This window comes from Streptomyces sp. NPDC107562 (assembly GCF_055657325.1).
Genome location: NZ_JBVKBE010000007.1, coordinates 37,008 through 51,101 on the forward strand (window position 1 = coordinate 37,008; position 14,094 = coordinate 51,101).

Sequence of the window (14,094 nt, forward strand, 5' to 3'; positions counted from 1 at the left end):
GGTGACAACGCACACGGAGAACCTCCCGGGACTGATCACGCGTGCCCGGTACGTGCTTTTCGACTTCGACGGTCCGATCTGCCGTCTGTTCGCCGGGCACTCCGCGCAGGACGTGACGCGCGTGCTGGTCGGCTGGCTGGAGGCGCGCGGCCTGCGTGACCTGCTCACGGACGAGGAGCAGTGGTCGACGGACCCCTGGGACGTCCTGCGCGCCGTGGACAGCCGCCACCCCCGTCCCGGCGCGGTCGTCGCCGCGCTGGAGGAGCGGCTCACCCAGGAGGAGTTGAAGGCCGCCGCCTGCGCCGCACCCACTCCGTACGCCGATCGGCTCCTGCGCACCTGGGCGGCTCAGGGCGCCGGCCTGGCCGTGACGACGAACAACTCGCCCCGCGCGGCGCGGCAGTACCTCGCAGGACGTGGCCTGGAGAGCGTCTTCGGCCCCCATGTCTACGGCCGCTCCCGGGACCTGAGCCTGCTCAAGCCCGACCCGCACTGTCTCGATCAGGCCCTGCGGGCCTTGGGTGCCGCGCCGGAGGACGCCCTCATGATCGGTGACGCGCCCACGGACCTGATGGCCGCGCGCAGCGCCGGTGTCGGCTTCCTCGGGTACGTGCGCAACGAGCGCAAGGAGAAGATCCTGCGTGACGCCGGGGCCGGGTATCTGGTGCCCACTCTGCAGGACGTGTTGTCCGTACTCAGCGCCGGTTGACGCTCGCATGGTCACCCCCTTCACCCCTGGCTGTCCGTCAACTCCCCGACCAATTGGATTGGTTGGTCTAATTGGTTGGTTCCCTCTGGCGCTCATCCCCAACCATTCTTCGGTGATGGTTGGGTGAAGTGGTGGAGAGAGGTCCGCTATTGGAGGAATGGCGGTAGGGTCGTAGGGTGAGCGATGAGCGGAGCGGTACGACCGGGCGCAGGCAGCGGTTCGACGACGTCATGTCGACGTTGCGGAGCCGTCTGCTCGACGGTGAGTACCCGCTCCACAGCCTGCTGCCGGCGGAGCGTGACCTGGCCGCCGAGCTCGGCGTGGCCCGGGACACCGTGCGCAGCGTGCTGACGGAGCTGGCCAACGAAGGCTGGGTGGAGCGGCGGCAGGGCAGCGGAACGCGGGTGATCCGCGTCCCGGAGGGCATCCGTTCGGCGCGGTCGACGGACCAGTCGGGTCAGCCGGCCAGCCTCGAGTGGTTCATGGACCAGGCCTTCGCCCGCGCGGAGGTCACCCTCGACGTCTTCACGCTCACGGCCGAGTCGTTGAACAACCAGCTCCGCAGACTGGACGAGCGCATCCAGCGCGGCAAGCTGGAGGCCCCGCAGCGGATCGTGCTGCGGATGATGCTTCCCGACCCCGAGCTGGACATGCCGTATCCGCAGTCGCTGGACCCGCAGTACCGGGACGCGATGCGCGAGCGCCAGCGGGAACTCGCCGAGTGGCATTCCGGTGAGGTCAAGGGGCGGCTCTTGACCTTCAAGGCCCGGGGGTCGGTCGAGACGGTCGACGTGGAGATCCGTCATGTGCCCCTGACCCCGCCGCTGAAGGTCTACCTGATGAACGGCGAGGAGATGCTCCAGGCCTACTACGTGGTGGGTGAACGACCGCTGGTCCTGAAGAGGCTGGAGACCGAGATCCAGGCACTCGACGCCCTCGGCCTCATCGCCAAGTTCACGCACTTCGTCAAGGACAGCGACGATCCGAACCACGCGTTGCTCGTGGAGGGGACGCAGGCCTGGTTCGACTCCCTGTGGAAGAACCTCGCCAAGTAAACCAATCGTCAGGTGATCTGCCCCGGAACGGCACCTTCTCACGGCTATGGTGGTCCTCCCGTCATCCTTGCGTGACAGGAGCGACGACTGGTGGTACCGCGCGCGCACAGATGGGACTGCCTGCCCGGCGGCCTCCGACCGGCGGCCGTCGATGTCCGCATGTGGCCCGGCCTCTACGAGCTCCCCCCAGCAGGGAACGCACCCGGAGTTCTGCCGTACCGGCTCCTCCACGCCGACGCGCACCGCTGCGACCTGATGGTTCCGGCGGCCGGCCCGCCGGTGCCCGGTCGCGCGGGCCGGCAGACGGCGGCGTACGGCGATCCCCTGCACGACCTGGCCACGCATCTCGTCCGCACGCGGTATCCGGAAGCCCGCTGGGGCGAGGTCTTCCGGACGTGGACGCAGGCCGTCTCCGCAGAGCCGGCCCGGGCGGCCGACGGACTGGAAGGAGATCTTCGCCGTCATGTGGACTTCGAGTGGGCGCAGTCCGTCTACTGGGCTGTGATGCATACCGCCCGGTACCTCGCCACCGGCCCGGACCCCGAGGCGTATCTCGGCCTGGCCGCCTCGTCGCCGCACCGCGCGCTGCGTGCCGCGGCGGCCGAACCCGCCCCGCTCACCGATCCGCCGGACCGGCCCGGCGTCCCCCTGGTCCCGCACGCTCGGCAGGCGGCCGAACAGACGGTCCGGCGCCACTGGTTCGGCCGTCGCGGTGCCGCGGCCCTTCCCTTCGTCCCCGACCCGCGTATGCCGGAGCGGGCCGACTTCCCGCACGACCTGGTGGGCGCCGTGCTGGCCGCCGAGGACCGTGCGAGCGCCGATCACGTGTTCCGGGGCACCGCCCATCGCAACACCGTGGTCCGCGCCCCGGGCTTCGGCGCGGTCCTCGTACGCCGTGACGCGGCCCCGGCCCACCGCCACGAGAGCGTTTTCACGACGCTGGAGGAGTACCCGGTGCTGAGGGCCATCGAGGAGGCCGGTGTGGAGGTGGCGGCACCGAGGGTCCTGGCGCGGGGTGAAAGCGAGCCCGCCGAGCCGTTCGCGGTCCTCACCTATCTCGGCCCGCTGCCCGGCGAACCCGCCCCGGACGGACGGACCTCAGTGCACCCGGTGGAGGGTCTGCTGCCGCACGAGGCGGATCTGCTCGTCGACCAGCTCTGCGCGCTGACCGCACTCGACTGCGCCACCCTCGACCCGCTGGCCGCGCACGCGGCACGCGACTTCCACCCCTGGCTCGCCGACCGCGTGGCCACGATGGTCGCCGGGCTCCCGGAGCGGACCCTGCTCGCCGCCCGGCGCCTGGGACTGCCCGACGCGCCGCGACTGGCCGAACTGCTCGCCCGCCACCGAGTCACCCCCCGTCGGCCGGCGCTGCTGCACGGAGACCTCAACCCCTGGAACCTCGTCCGCACCGACGACCCCCGCCACGGGACCGGAATCGCCCTCATCGACTGGGAGATGGCCCTGATCGGTGATCCCCTCCACGACCTCGTCCGGCACCTCCATCTGACACCGGCGCGCAGCGAGATCCGGCAGCGCATGTTCGCCCGCTGGGAGGAGCGCGTCGGCCCCGAGCACAGCCGTGGCTGGCAGCGCGACCGGCGGGTGTACCAGCTGATCGAGATCGTGCGTTCCGCGTACGTGGACCTGGACCGCATCGTCCATGGCACGAGCCTCGACGTACCGGCCGTGCGCCAGGCGGCGGACCGGTACGCGCACACCCTGAGGCGCACGACCCGTCTGCTCGACGCCGCCTGACCCGCGCCGCCGGTAGGGCGGCGCGGGGGGCGAGAGGGCGACGCGGTCGGACGGGTCGCGCGCGAGGGGTGTGTCAGGCGTCGAGCAGTGGGATCAGGTGTTCCTCCTCGTAGGTCAGATGCGCCTCCAGTTCGGTGGTGAGGCGTGCGACCTCCGAGCGGGCGGTGGCCGGATCCTCCGTTCCGATCGCCGTGCGCAGGTCCTCCACCAGGGCGGCGACGCGCTCGTGCTCCTGGCGGAGCCGCTCGACGGTGGGCGCGGCCGTGGGGTGGCGGTCGGCGACGAAGGGAAACAGGCCGAGGTCCTCGCCGGTGTGGTGGTTGTGCAGTCCGTGGCAGAACGTGAGGCAGTTGACGCGCAGTTGGGCGCCGAGACGACCGCTGTTGTCGGCGGCCTGGTCCATCTCGCGCCGGATGAGGGCGAGTTCGCGCCGAAAGGCGTCGTGCACCACCTTGATGGCCTCGCCCATGGAGCCGGCGGCGATGCGGGGCGGGCCGCCGGCGATCTCGTGGAGCGCCACCACCGGTATCACCCGGCCCGCCTTCTCCTGGTACTCCGCCCAGCCCGCGTCGGTCTCGACGGCACGCGCGAAGGCCTCGTCGCGCGCGGCGCCCCTCAGCACCTCGGCGCGCGCCTGGTAGGTGAACGCGCCGCTCTCCACGGTCACCTCGGGATGGGCGAGGAGGTTGTGGTACCAGGCGGGGTGTCTGGGGGCGCCGCCCGCGGAGGCGATGACCAGGATGCGGTCGCCGCCGTCGGGGAGGTAGGCCACGGGGGTGGTGTGCTCGGCGCCCGTACGGGCGCCGGTGGTCGTGAGGAGGATCAGTCGGGCGCCCTCGAAATAGCCGCCGACGCGGCCCCGGTTGGCGCGGAACTCCTCGATGACCTGATGGTTGAAGTCGTCGATGGTGTCGTTGGGCATGCTGGGTGTTCTCTTCTCTCTCCGGCCCTGCTCGTCACTGGTGATCGGTGGACGAACGCGCGTGATCGCGCGGAGAGAGAGCGGCGGACTCCTGGCCCGCCTCAGCCTCATTCAGAGGCCGGGCACCCAACTCGCTCGCGGCACTTGGCCGCAAACCCGGCAGTCATGAGAGGAACAGTAGCCTAGGCACGATGCTTCTCTTCCTGGATATCGACGGGACGCTGCTGCCCTTCGGGTCGGCGGACCCTTATCCGGTGTACGGGACGCCGCCCGGCCGGAGCGTCGACAACCCGTTGCTGAATAGGGTCGATCCGGCGCTCGGCCCCCGGCTGCGGGCGCTGGGCTGCGAGTTGGTGTGGGCCACGACCTGGCTGGACGAGGCGAACGAGGTCATGGCGCCCTGGCTCGGTCTGCCCCCGCTCCCGGCCGTGGACTGGCCGGAGGAGGCCGGGCGGCCCGGACCGCTGCACTGGAAGACCCGACCGCTCGTGGCCTGGGCGGCGGGCCGGCCCTTCGTGTGGCTGGACGACGAGATCAGGGCGTCCGACCGGGACTGGGTGAACGCCCACCACCCCGGCCGGGCCCTGCTGCACCGCGTGAACCACCGGGTGGGGCTCACGCTGGCGGACTTCGCGGCGGTGGCGGGGTGGGTGGGCCGCGGGTGACGTCCGCAGCGGGGGCCGCGGGGTCTGTTTTCCGGGGGTGGGGTCCGTGGCGGGGGTCGCGGGGTCTGTTTTCTGGAGGTGAGGCTCGTGGCGGGGCGCGGGGTCCGCTTCCCGGAGGTGGGGCTCGTGGCGGGGGTCGCGGGGTCCGCTTCTCGAAGGTGGGGGGCTCGTGGCGGGGGGCCGTGCGGCCTGTTTTCGGAGGTGAGGTCCGTGGCGGGGGGCCGTGCGGCCTGTTTTCCGGAGGTGAGGCCCGTCGCGGGGGTCGCGGGGTCCGCTTTCCGGAGGTGAGGGCCGTGGCAGCGGACGCGCGCCCTGTCTTCCCGCAGGTGACGGCCGTGGCGGGGCCGCGCGGCCCGCTTCCCGGGGGTGACGGCCGTGGCAGGGGGCGCGCGGGTCCGCTTCCCGGAGGTGAGGTGCCGTGGCAGGCGTCGCGGCCCGCCTCCCGGGCGCTCACGCCCGGTGCGCGCCCCCGCTCAGCAGATCTGTCACCCGCATGAACCCGTCCGTTCCGTGGCCGAGGCCGATGACGCGGCGGGCCTGGCCCTCCGCCGCGCGCATCACGCCCGCCTCGATGCCGTGGCCCTCGGAGGCCTCGATGATGTGGGACATCGAGGAGACCGCCGAGGTGATCGGGTTGAGCTCCCCGGAGTAGGTGGCGTCGTCGACGTCGCCCGCGAACTCCTCGAACAGCGGCGGCAGGATCGCGGAGATGCCCTGCGCGAAGGGCGCGAGTTCCCGCCCGCTGATGCCTTCCGCGCGGGCCACGGCCAAGGCGTGCGCGTAGCCCGCCATCGCCGTCCAGAAGATGTCGAGCAGCGCCACGTCGTACGCGGCCGCCCGTCCGACGTCCTCGCCGAGGTGGGTGTGCGTGCCGCCGAGCGTGTCCAGGGCGGGCCGGTGCGCCCGGTACACCTCCTCGGGACCGCTGTGCAGGAACACCGCCTCGGGGGTGCCGATGCTGGTGGCCGGCGTCATGATCGCGCCGTCCAGGTAGCGGATGTCGTGCGCCGCGGCCCAGGCGGCGGTGTCCCGGGCCCGGGCCGGGGTGTCGGCGGTGAGGTTCACGAGGGCGCGGCCCTTGAGGGCGTCGGCGACGGCGGGCTGCCGGAGGATCGCGTCGGAGGCGTCGTAGTTCACCACGCAGACCACGACGAGGTCGCTAGCCGCGACGGCCTCCTCCGGCGTCTGGGCGGAGACGGCTCCCCGGGCGGCCAGTTCGCCGTCCCGGCCGGGGGTGCGGTTCCAGACGGTGGTGCGCAGACCGGCGTGCAGGAAGGCGCCGGCCAGGGCGCGGCCCATCGGCCCCAGGCCGAGCACGGTGACGGCAGACTGGTCGTCGTACATGGACATGCTTGTTCAACTCCCTTGAGAACGACACGAACAATCCATTACAAAAGGGGCGGTAATGACGCGCAGGCAGGCCCAGGACCCGAACGTCTGCGGAGTGACCGCCGCGATCGCGGTGATCGACGGCAAGTGGAAGACGTCCCTGCTGTGGCTCCTGGAGTCAGGGCCGCAGCGCCCCGGCGAACTGCGCCGGAAGCTGCCGGGCCTGACCGAGAAGGTGCTGACCCAGGCGCTGCGCGAGATGGAGGCGGACGGCCTCGTCCACCGTGAGGTGCACGACGTGATGCCTCTGAAGACCGTCTACTCCCTGACCGGTTTCGGCCGTGAACTCTCGACGGCACTGGCCCCCGTCTCCGACTGGGGCCACCGCCGTCTGGAGCGCCTCACCGCGACCTCGCCGGCCTCCTGACCACCCGCGTTCAGCCTCTCCCCGGGGGCGCGCGGTGCCAAGTACGCACAAAAAAGTGGGTAGTACGGCGGTGGGCTGATCGCTGCCTCAGCCGGCGTCCCGGCGGGTGCCCGCGGCGTCGGCGAAGCGCCGCGCCAGCCGCGCGAAGGCGTCCCGGAGCTCCGGCGGGCCGACGACCTCGATGCCGGCGTCGAACCTGCCGACGAGGGCGGCGAGGCCGGTCCATGACCATGAGCCCAGGACGAGCCGGCAGCGGTGGGGGCCCAGTTCCTCGACGAGACCGTCGTGGCTGTGCCGGGACACGACGGAGGCCGGCAGATCGAGGATCACCTCGCCCCGGCACGGCCACTCACCGGCGCCGCCCACCCCACCGGCCGCGCCGAAGCCGTGGAACCGCTCGGTGACGAAGGTGGCCACGTCGCCCCCGGGCAGGTCGCGCGGGGTGAAGCGGGGGCCGGTGGGGACGCGCGGGGTGATGCGGTCGGCTCGGAAGGTGCGCCAGTCCGCGCGGTCGAGGTCCCACCCGACGAGGTACCAGCGGCCGCCCCAGGTGACCACGTGATGCGGCTCCACCCGGCGCGGGGCGCACGGGGCGCCGTCCTCGTGCGCGCCGGGCGCATGGTCGAAGCCGGGCGCATGGTCGAAGCGGAGCACCTCCCGCGCGTGGGTGGCCGCGCCGAGCGCCAGGAGCACGCGGCTGTCGACGGCGGGTCGGGACCGGTCGCCGGGCCGGTCCACGGCGGTGACCCGCACGGTGTCGATGCGGTGGCGCAGCCGCGCGGGCATGACCTGCCGGACGGTGGCCAGCGCGCGGTCGGCGGCCTCCTCGATGCCGGCACCGGCGGTGGTGGCGATCCGCAGGGCCACGGCGAGGGCGACGGCCTGCTCGTCGTCGAAGAGCAGCGGGGGCAGATCGCTGCCGGCGGCGAGCCGGTAGCCGCCCTCGGGGCCCTTGACGGCCAGGACGGGATAGCCCAGCTCCCGCAGGCGTTCGACATCGCGGCGCACGGTACGCGGGCTGATCTCCAGCCGCTCGGCCAGGAGCGCGCCCGGCCAGTCCCGGCGCGCCTGGAGCAGGGAGAGCAGGGACAGCAGTCGGGCTGAGGTCTTGGGCATGTCCCGCACCCTGCCCGCAGTAGCGGACACGATCTGACCGCTATGGCTGCGACGGTGAACTCGTACCGCACGTCCACGACCCCCGGAAGGACCCGATCACCGTGACTGCCACGACCCACTCCGCCTCCCCGCTCGACGACGAGCGGACCGCCCTGCTCACCGCCCTCGCGAACGCGCGGGCCGCCCTCGTCCGGACGACGGATGACCTCGGCGACGAGCAGGCCGGCGAGCGCCCGACGGTCAGCGCGCTGTGCCTGGGCGGGCTGATCAAGCACGTCGCGTCCATGGAGGAGGCATGGCTGCGCTTCGCCGTCGAGGGCCCCTCGGCGATGAACTTCGACCTGCCCGAGGGCGTCACCTGGGCCGACATCGCGGCCGGCACCGCACGCGAGGTCCCGCAGTGGATGATCGACCACGGCAACGAGTTCGCGATGCTGCCCGGCGAGACGCTGGCCGGGATCCTGCGGCGCTACGACGAGGTCGCCGCGGTGACCGAGAAGACCCTCGCCTCGGTCCCCGACCTGTCGGTGACGCATCCGCTGCCGCGGGCGCCGTGGAACGAGCCGGGCGCGGTGCGCAGCGTGCGCGGGGTGATGCTGCACGTCATCTCCGAGACCAGCCAGCACGCGGGGCACGCGGACATCCTGCGCGAGACGCTCGACGGACGGACGTCCGGCTGACGCGGGAACCGGACGGGGGCGGCGGCACGCGCGCGTACGCCGCCCCCTCCCTCATCGCGCCCTTCGCTCTACACGCCCCCGTCCGCCTCCCGGGCCGCCCGCTCCAGCCGCCCCCGGTACTCCTCCCACCACGCCGTCCCGCCCGGCGGGATGCTGGTGTTGCCGTCCTGCATCCCCACGGCCCCGTCGATGAGTTCGCGGACGATGTCGGCGTGCCCGGCGTGCCGCTGCGTGTCGGCGATGACCCGGACGACGGCGTGATGCAACGTCACCTCGTCATTGCCCTCGGGCCACCACGGCACCTTGCCGACGGTCTCCGTCGCCAGCGCGTCGATCGTCGCGTCCGCGTGGGCCCACGCCCGGCGGTAGAGCCCCACGACGAACTCGCGGGACTCGTCGGCGGTAGCCCACATGTCCGCGTTGAGCTCGGCGTCCTCGTCGAGCCAGGGCAGCGGCTCGGCGGAAGGCCGCCCGAAGGTCTCGCCGAGATAGCCGAGCTCCATGCTCGCCACGTGTTTCACCAGGCCCAGCAGGTTGGTACCCGTCGGGGTGAGCGGGCGGCGGATGTCGTACTCCGAGAGCCCTTCCAGCTTCCACAGCAGGGCGTCGCGCGCGGACTGCAGATAGAAGTGAAGATCGGCTTTTACGTCCGTTGCGGTCATGGCGCTCAGTCTGCCGCGCGGGGCGGGCGGCGTTCCCGGGGCTCCCGGTGCTGCCGTACGAGTGGCATGGCGCACTCTTGCAAGCAGGTTGCTTGCAATTGTTAGCGGCGCGCGGCATGGTGGAGGCATGGCATCGCTCAACGTCGGCAATCTCGGTGAGTATCTGCGTGAACAGCGGCGCAACGCGCAGCTGTCGCTCAGGCAGCTCGCCGACGCCGCCGGGGTGTCCAATCCGTATCTGAGCCAGATCGAGCGCGGGCTGCGCAAGCCGAGCGCGGAGGTGCTGCAGCAGGTCGCCAAGGCGCTGCGGATCTCCGCCGAGACGCTGTACGTGCGGGCCGGGATCCTCGACGCCGAGCGGGACCGGGACGAGGTCGAGACGCGCGCCGTCATCCTCGCCGATCCCACGCTCAACGAGGGGCAGAAGCAGGTGCTGCTCCAGGTCTACGAGTCGTTCCGCAAGGAGAACGGCTTCGAGTCCGGCAAGGCGTCCGCGGCGCAGGACGAGGCCCCGAGCGACGACGGCTTCGGCGGCGACGACGGCCCCGGAGACGACAGCCGGGCCGGGCGCGACGCCCGCGATCCCGGCGGTCCCCGTGATCGCGGCGGCTCCGGACACGGCGACGGCGACGGAGCCGTACGTGACCCCCAGGCCGCCGACGGCAGCGACGCCGACCCGCGGCGGCGATCCGCCGGCTGAGCCGGGCGGACGCGGCGGGACCCCAACCCTCACAGAAAGCCACCGGGAGGACCAGCACCATGGCCATCACCGAAGACCTGCGCAAGACCCTCACCGACCCGCGGCCGCTGTACTTCGCCGCTGGCACCGCCGACCTCGCCCTGCAGCAGGCCAAGAAGGTGCCCGGCCTCGTCGACCAGCTGCGCAACGAGGCCCCGGCCCGCATCGAGGCCGTGCGCAACACCGACCCCAAGGCCGTCCAGGAGAAGGCCACCGCCCGCGTCAAGGAGACGCAGGAGAACGTCCAGACCCGGGTCAACGAGTTCATCGGCTCCCTCGACTCCGACATCAAGAAGCTGGGGGAGACCGCCCAGGACCTCGCCCTGCGCGGTGTCGGCATGGCCGCCGAGTACGCCGTGAGGGCCCGCGAGACCTACGAGAAGGTCGCCGAGCACGGTGAGCAGGCCGTGCGGACCTGGCGGGGCGAGGCCGCCGAGGAGATCGAGGAGCTGGCGATCGCCGTCGAGCCGGAGAGCAAGCCGGCCGAGGCCAAGCCCGCCGCGGCTCCGGCCAGGCCGGCCGCCGCCCCGGCCCAGCCCGCCGCGGTGAAGAAGCCCGTCGCGAAGAAGGCTCCGGCCGCTCGCAAGGCCACCCCGGCGAAGAAGACGACGCCGTCCGGCAAGTGACACGGACGGGCGAACGGTAACGGGTCGGGCACTCCTTGGGTGCCCGGCCCGTTCTTCGGGTAGCGGTCCGACGGTTGCGGGTACGGTGGCCGCGTAGGGACTAGCCGATACAGGTGGTGGACGTTGTGCTGATGCAGGGATTCGCCGGGTTCATGTGGCTGCTGAGCATGGCCCTGATCCTTTTCAGCGGTTTCGCGATGATCGACGCCGCCACGCGCCGCGAGGACGCCTACCGCGCGGCCGACAAGCAGAGCAAGCCCTTCTGGCTGATCATCCTCGGGCTCGCCTTCGTGGTGAACCTGATCTTCAACATCCTGTCGTTCCTGCCGATCATCGGCCTCATCGCGACGATCGTGTACATGGTCGACGTCCGCCCCGCCCTGCGCGGTCTCCCGGGCGGGGGCCGCGCCCACCGCGGTTCGAGCAGCGACGGCCCGTACGGCCCGTACAACGGCGGACGGTGAGCGGCGGCCACAGGGCCCGCGGCGCCTGAGGGCACCCTCGCTCCGCCGGGCGCGGGGGAGCCCCGCCCCGCACGGGTGCCGTCGTTACGGCACCCGGTCCAGCAGCAGGACCGCCACGTCGTCGGTGAGCTCGCCGCCGTTCAGCTCCCGCACCTCGTTGACCGCCTCGCGCAGCAGCCGCTCCCCGCGCAGTCCCTGGGAGAGCTGGCGGCTGATCATCTCCACCATGCCGTCCTGGCCGAGCCGCTCGCGGCCCGCGCCGACATGGCCCTCGATCAGGCCGTCGGTGTAGAGCATCAGGCTCCACTCCCGGCCCAGCTCCACCTGCATCCGGGGCCAGCGCGCGCCCGGCAGCAGACCGAGAGCGGGGCCGTTGTTCTCGTACGGCAGCAGCCGCGGCGGGCGACCGGGGCGGGCGACCAGCGGGGCCGGGTGACCGGCCAGGCACAGGCCGGCCCGGCGGCCGTCCGGCGCTATGTCGACCGTGCACAGGGTCGCGAAGATCTCGTCGTCGGAGCGCTCGTGCTCCAGCACCTGCTGGAGGGTGTTCAGCAGCTCGTCGCCGCACAGGCCCGCCAGCGTCAGCGCGCGCCACGCGATACGCAGCTCCACGCCGAGCGCGGCCTCGTCGGGGCCGTGCCCGCAGACGTCGCCGATCATGGCGTGCACGGTGCCGTCCGGTGTGCGCACGACGTCGTAGAAGTCGCCGCCGAGCAGCGCGCGCGAGCGGCCGGGGCGGTAGCGGGCCGCGAAGCGCAGGGAAGAGCCGTGCAGCAGCGGCGTGGGCAGCAGGCCGCGCTCCAGCCGACGGTTCTCCTGAGCCCGCAGCCGGCCCTCGGCGAGCCGTCGCTCGGCCGTGTCGGAACGTTTCCTCTCCACGGCGTACCGGATCGCGCGGCTCAGCAGCCGGCCGTCCAGCTCATCGCGGAACAGATAGTCCTGGGCGCCCACGCGCACCGCCTCGGCGCCGCGCTCGGCGTCGCCGGACGCGGTGAGGGCGAGGACGGCGTGCCGGGGCGCGAGCTCCAGCACGTGCCGCAGGACGTACAGCTCCTCGTCGCCGTCGTCGGTGCGGCCGGGTGCGGGCAGCGCGAGGTCCAGCAGGATGCAGTGCACGTCGTCGGTCAGCAGCCGCGCGGCCTCGGTGAGGTTGCGGGCGGTACGGATACGGATCGGCTTGCCGGACTGGTCGAGCAGCTCGGGCACGATCGGTGAGCCGCCGGGATCGTCCTCGATCAGCAGCAGCGTGAGGTTGGTGTCCGTGGTCGTGCCGGCGGTCTTCTGGGCCTTGTCTTCCTTGTGCGCTTCGTTGCGCGGAGCCTCGGTACCGGGATCACCGGATGCACCGGAGAGGCCGCGGACTGCGGGCGCGGCCTGCGCCTGACCACTTTCCACGGCCGGGATCGCTCTCTGCCGCGGTACGGGTACGGGCATTGTCCTGGGTTCCTTCCCTCCCCCCGAGGGCATGGCGGGTGCGAGGGACCTCGACCCACCGACGGGGACCATAGCGGGTGTCGGCGCCGCAACGGAATGGTGTGCGGCACGCCGCTCGGTGATCGGCCACTGTCATATGCCGCGATCCGTATCGCAGTTGGACAGGACGCCGCCCGGGGCCTGATGACGAAGGTCACGTCGGTCGCGGTTCGGCGGAGCGGGGGCGTGGGGTGGGTCACGTGGGCCACGTCACCGGAGTTCACGGGGCGTTGTCGCCCCGTCCGCTCACTCCGTGTGCGGGCGTACCACTCCGAGGATCGGCATCGAACCGGCCCCCGCGATCGTGATCGTCCGCCCCGGGCGCGGGGCGTGCACCATCGCGCCGTCCCCCACGTACATCCCGACATGGCTGGCGTCGTCGAAGTAGATGATCAGGTCGCCGGGGCGCATGTCCTGGACGGCGACGCGCTGGAGCTGCTTCCACTGCTGCTGCGAGGTACGCGGGATGGCGCTTCCGGCCGCCGCCCAGGCCTGCGAGGTCAGTCCGGAGCAGTCGTACGTCTTCGGGCCCTCGGCGCCCCATTCGTACGCCTTGCCTATCTGCTGGGTCGCGAACTTCACGGCCGCCCTGCCCTGCTCGGTGGCCGTGCCGTCGATCCCGTCGAGGGCGCCGGAGTCCAGCCAGGCGGTCTGCGCCTCGTAGGCGGCCCGTTCCTCCAGCTCCGCCAGGCGCTTCTTCTCCTCCTTCTCCAGCTGGGACTCCAGCTTCCTGGCCGCCGCGATCCGCTGCTCGATCTTCTTGCGGGCGGTGGCCTTGGCCTTGCGGCCCGCCTCCAGCTTCTTCCACTGGGCCGAGGCGTCCTTGGCGTACAGCTCCAAGTCCTGCTGGGTGCGGGTCAGCTCCCGCAGCAGATGCCGGGTGGCGCGCTCGCCCTGGCTGACCCGGCTGCTGCCGTCGAGGAACTCGCCCGGGTCGTCGCTGAGCATCAGACGGGCCTCGGGCGGCAGGCCGCCGGTGCGGTACTGCGCGGCGGCCGCGGAGCCGACGCGCTTCCTCAACTCGGCGACCTTCTCCTTGCCTTCGACGATCCGCTTCGCCAGCGCGACGATCTCGGCGGACTGCCGCTCGGCCTTCTCCTCGGCCGCGTTGTAGGCGTCGGTGGCCGCGGCCGCCTCGCGGTAGAGGGTGTCGAGCCGCTCGCGGACCGCTTCCAGCTCCGCGTTCGTCGCGGGGGCCGAAACCGCGCCCGTGCCGGGGGTCGTGGACGGGGCGGGGGGCGGTGCGGGTGCCGCGAAGGCCACGCCGGGTGCTCCCAGCACGGTGACCGCGCAGACCACGGTCACCGCCGCCGCGATCAGGCCGCGCTTGCCCCTTGCCATACCCCTGCCCCCAAACTGATGGCCCGTCAGTAACATGGAACGCCCGGGCGATCGTGCCACGCCGTGGCGCAAAACGACAGAGGCAGTGACTCCCTCCCCCATTCCGGCCGTCGAGCGGCGAACCCCCC

At 72.4% G+C, this 14,094-nt stretch carries 15 protein-coding genes; 9 read left to right on the forward strand and 6 right to left on the reverse strand.

What is annotated here, in order from left to right:
• The first annotated feature begins 1 nt into the window (after nt 1).
• From ACZ7LV_RS20430 to ACZ7LV_RS20440, 3 genes are all read left to right on the forward strand, one after another.
• On the forward strand, nt 2–709 hold the full coding sequence (locus ACZ7LV_RS20430) for an HAD family hydrolase (RefSeq protein ID WP_471941056.1): 708 nt from the start codon (nt 2–4) through the stop codon (nt 707–709).
• 176 nt (nt 710–885) lie between these two features.
• Nucleotides 886–1,764, forward strand: coding sequence for a GntR family transcriptional regulator (locus ACZ7LV_RS20435; protein ID WP_471941058.1), 879 nt, complete (start codon nt 886–888; stop codon nt 1,762–1,764).
• 159 nt (nt 1,765–1,923) lie between these two features.
• A complete protein-coding gene (locus ACZ7LV_RS20440) occupies nt 1,924–3,522 on the forward strand; it encodes a phosphotransferase family protein (RefSeq protein ID WP_471941060.1) in 1,599 nt (532 codons plus the stop codon).
• 73 nt (nt 3,523–3,595) lie between these two features.
• Here ACZ7LV_RS20440 and ACZ7LV_RS20445 read toward each other — a convergent pair whose 3' ends face one another.
• A complete protein-coding gene (locus ACZ7LV_RS20445; RefSeq protein WP_471941061.1) occupies nt 3,596–4,444 on the reverse strand; it encodes a nitroreductase/quinone reductase family protein in 849 nt (282 codons plus the stop codon).
• A 191-nt stretch (nt 4,445–4,635) separates the two neighbouring features.
• Between ACZ7LV_RS20445 and ACZ7LV_RS20450 the strand changes: the two genes are divergently transcribed.
• Nucleotides 4,636–5,109 carry an HAD domain-containing protein gene (locus ACZ7LV_RS20450; protein WP_471941063.1) on the forward strand — a complete coding sequence of 158 codons (474 nt, stop codon included), beginning with the start codon at nt 4,636–4,638 and terminating at the stop codon, nt 5,107–5,109.
• A gap of 450 nt (nt 5,110–5,559) precedes the next feature.
• On the opposite strand, the gene ACZ7LV_RS20455 is transcribed toward ACZ7LV_RS20450, so the two are convergent.
• Complete coding sequence (locus ACZ7LV_RS20455; RefSeq protein ID WP_471941065.1) at nt 5,560–6,459, reverse strand: NAD(P)-dependent oxidoreductase; 900 nt, start codon at nt 6,457–6,459, stop codon at nt 5,560–5,562.
• 55 nt (nt 6,460–6,514) lie between these two features.
• Between ACZ7LV_RS20455 and ACZ7LV_RS20460 the strand changes: the two genes are divergently transcribed.
• The gene (locus ACZ7LV_RS20460) at nt 6,515–6,865 is read left to right on the forward strand and encodes a winged helix-turn-helix transcriptional regulator (RefSeq protein ID WP_471941066.1); all 351 of its coding nucleotides are present in this window, start codon (nt 6,515–6,517) and stop codon (nt 6,863–6,865) included.
• Nucleotides 6,866–6,952: 87 nt separating this feature from the next.
• On the opposite strand, the gene ACZ7LV_RS20465 is transcribed toward ACZ7LV_RS20460, so the two are convergent.
• Entirely contained in the window at nt 6,953–7,981 is a 1,029-nt protein-coding gene (locus ACZ7LV_RS20465) for a helix-turn-helix transcriptional regulator (RefSeq protein ID WP_471941068.1), read from the reverse strand.
• A 101-nt stretch (nt 7,982–8,082) separates the two neighbouring features.
• On the opposite strand from ACZ7LV_RS20465, the gene ACZ7LV_RS20470 reads away from it, so the two are divergent.
• Entirely contained in the window at nt 8,083–8,661 is a 579-nt protein-coding gene (locus tag ACZ7LV_RS20470; RefSeq protein ID WP_471941069.1) for a DinB family protein, read from the forward strand.
• Between the two features lie 68 nt (nt 8,662–8,729).
• Here ACZ7LV_RS20470 and ACZ7LV_RS20475 read toward each other — a convergent pair whose 3' ends face one another.
• The gene (locus ACZ7LV_RS20475) at nt 8,730–9,323 is read right to left on the reverse strand and encodes a DinB family protein (protein ID WP_471941071.1); all 594 of its coding nucleotides are present in this window, start codon (nt 9,321–9,323) and stop codon (nt 8,730–8,732) included.
• A gap of 127 nt (nt 9,324–9,450) precedes the next feature.
• Here ACZ7LV_RS20475 and ACZ7LV_RS20480 point away from each other — a divergent pair, with 127 nt between their 5' ends.
• The 3 genes from ACZ7LV_RS20480 to ACZ7LV_RS20490 all read left to right on the forward strand — a co-directional run bounded on the left by ACZ7LV_RS20480 (nt 9,451) and on the right by ACZ7LV_RS20490 (nt 11,152).
• Nucleotides 9,451–10,023, forward strand: a complete 573-nt coding sequence (locus tag ACZ7LV_RS20480) for a helix-turn-helix domain-containing protein (RefSeq protein ID WP_471941073.1) — start codon at nt 9,451–9,453, stop codon at nt 10,021–10,023.
• A 59-nt stretch (nt 10,024–10,082) separates the two neighbouring features.
• Nucleotides 10,083–10,688, forward strand: a complete 606-nt coding sequence (locus ACZ7LV_RS20485) for a hypothetical protein (protein WP_471941074.1) — start codon at nt 10,083–10,085, stop codon at nt 10,686–10,688.
• A 131-nt stretch (nt 10,689–10,819) separates the two neighbouring features.
• Nucleotides 10,820–11,152: a DUF2516 family protein gene (locus ACZ7LV_RS20490; RefSeq protein ID WP_401682487.1), complete on the forward strand. Its 333-nt coding sequence runs from the start codon at nt 10,820–10,822 to the stop codon at nt 11,150–11,152.
• 84 nt (nt 11,153–11,236) lie between these two features.
• On the opposite strand, the gene ACZ7LV_RS20495 is transcribed toward ACZ7LV_RS20490, so the two are convergent.
• Both ACZ7LV_RS20495 and ACZ7LV_RS20500 read right to left on the reverse strand, forming a co-directional pair.
• Nucleotides 11,237–12,586 carry a PP2C family protein-serine/threonine phosphatase gene (locus ACZ7LV_RS20495; RefSeq protein WP_471941076.1) on the reverse strand — a complete coding sequence of 450 codons (1,350 nt, stop codon included), beginning with the start codon at nt 12,584–12,586 and terminating at the stop codon, nt 11,237–11,239.
• A 285-nt stretch (nt 12,587–12,871) separates the two neighbouring features.
• A complete protein-coding gene (locus ACZ7LV_RS20500) occupies nt 12,872–13,966 on the reverse strand; it encodes a C40 family peptidase (protein ID WP_471941078.1) in 1,095 nt (364 codons plus the stop codon).
• Nucleotides 13,967–14,094 lie beyond the last annotated feature (128 nt).

Excerpts from the sequence above, each read along its gene's own strand:
- ACZ7LV_RS20440 (WP_471941060.1), top strand. The coding sequence starts at position 1,924 with ATGTGGCCCGGCCTCTACGAGCTCCCCCCAGCAGGGAACGCACCCGGA.
- ACZ7LV_RS20445 (WP_471941061.1), bottom strand. The coding sequence starts at position 4,444 with ATGCCCAACGACACCATCGACGACTTCAACCATCAGGTCATCGAGGAG.
- ACZ7LV_RS20450 (WP_471941063.1), top strand. The coding sequence starts at position 4,636 with ATGCTTCTCTTCCTGGATATCGACGGGACGCTGCTGCCCTTCGGGTCG.
- ACZ7LV_RS20455 (WP_471941065.1), bottom strand. The coding sequence starts at position 6,459 with ATGTCCATGTACGACGACCAGTCTGCCGTCACCGTGCTCGGCCTGGGG.
- ACZ7LV_RS20460 (WP_471941066.1), top strand. The coding sequence starts at position 6,515 with ATGACGCGCAGGCAGGCCCAGGACCCGAACGTCTGCGGAGTGACCGCC.
- ACZ7LV_RS20465 (WP_471941068.1), bottom strand. The coding sequence starts at position 7,981 with ATGCCCAAGACCTCAGCCCGACTGCTGTCCCTGCTCTCCCTGCTCCAG.
- ACZ7LV_RS20475 (WP_471941071.1), bottom strand. The coding sequence starts at position 9,323 with ATGACCGCAACGGACGTAAAAGCCGATCTTCACTTCTATCTGCAGTCC.
- ACZ7LV_RS20480 (WP_471941073.1), top strand. The coding sequence starts at position 9,451 with ATGGCATCGCTCAACGTCGGCAATCTCGGTGAGTATCTGCGTGAACAG.
- ACZ7LV_RS20485 (WP_471941074.1), top strand. The coding sequence starts at position 10,083 with ATGGCCATCACCGAAGACCTGCGCAAGACCCTCACCGACCCGCGGCCG.
- ACZ7LV_RS20490 (WP_401682487.1), top strand. The coding sequence starts at position 10,820 with ATGCAGGGATTCGCCGGGTTCATGTGGCTGCTGAGCATGGCCCTGATC.
- ACZ7LV_RS20495 (WP_471941076.1), bottom strand. The coding sequence starts at position 12,586 with ATGCCCGTACCCGTACCGCGGCAGAGAGCGATCCCGGCCGTGGAAAGT.
- ACZ7LV_RS20500 (WP_471941078.1), bottom strand. The coding sequence starts at position 13,966 with ATGGCAAGGGGCAAGCGCGGCCTGATCGCGGCGGCGGTGACCGTGGTC.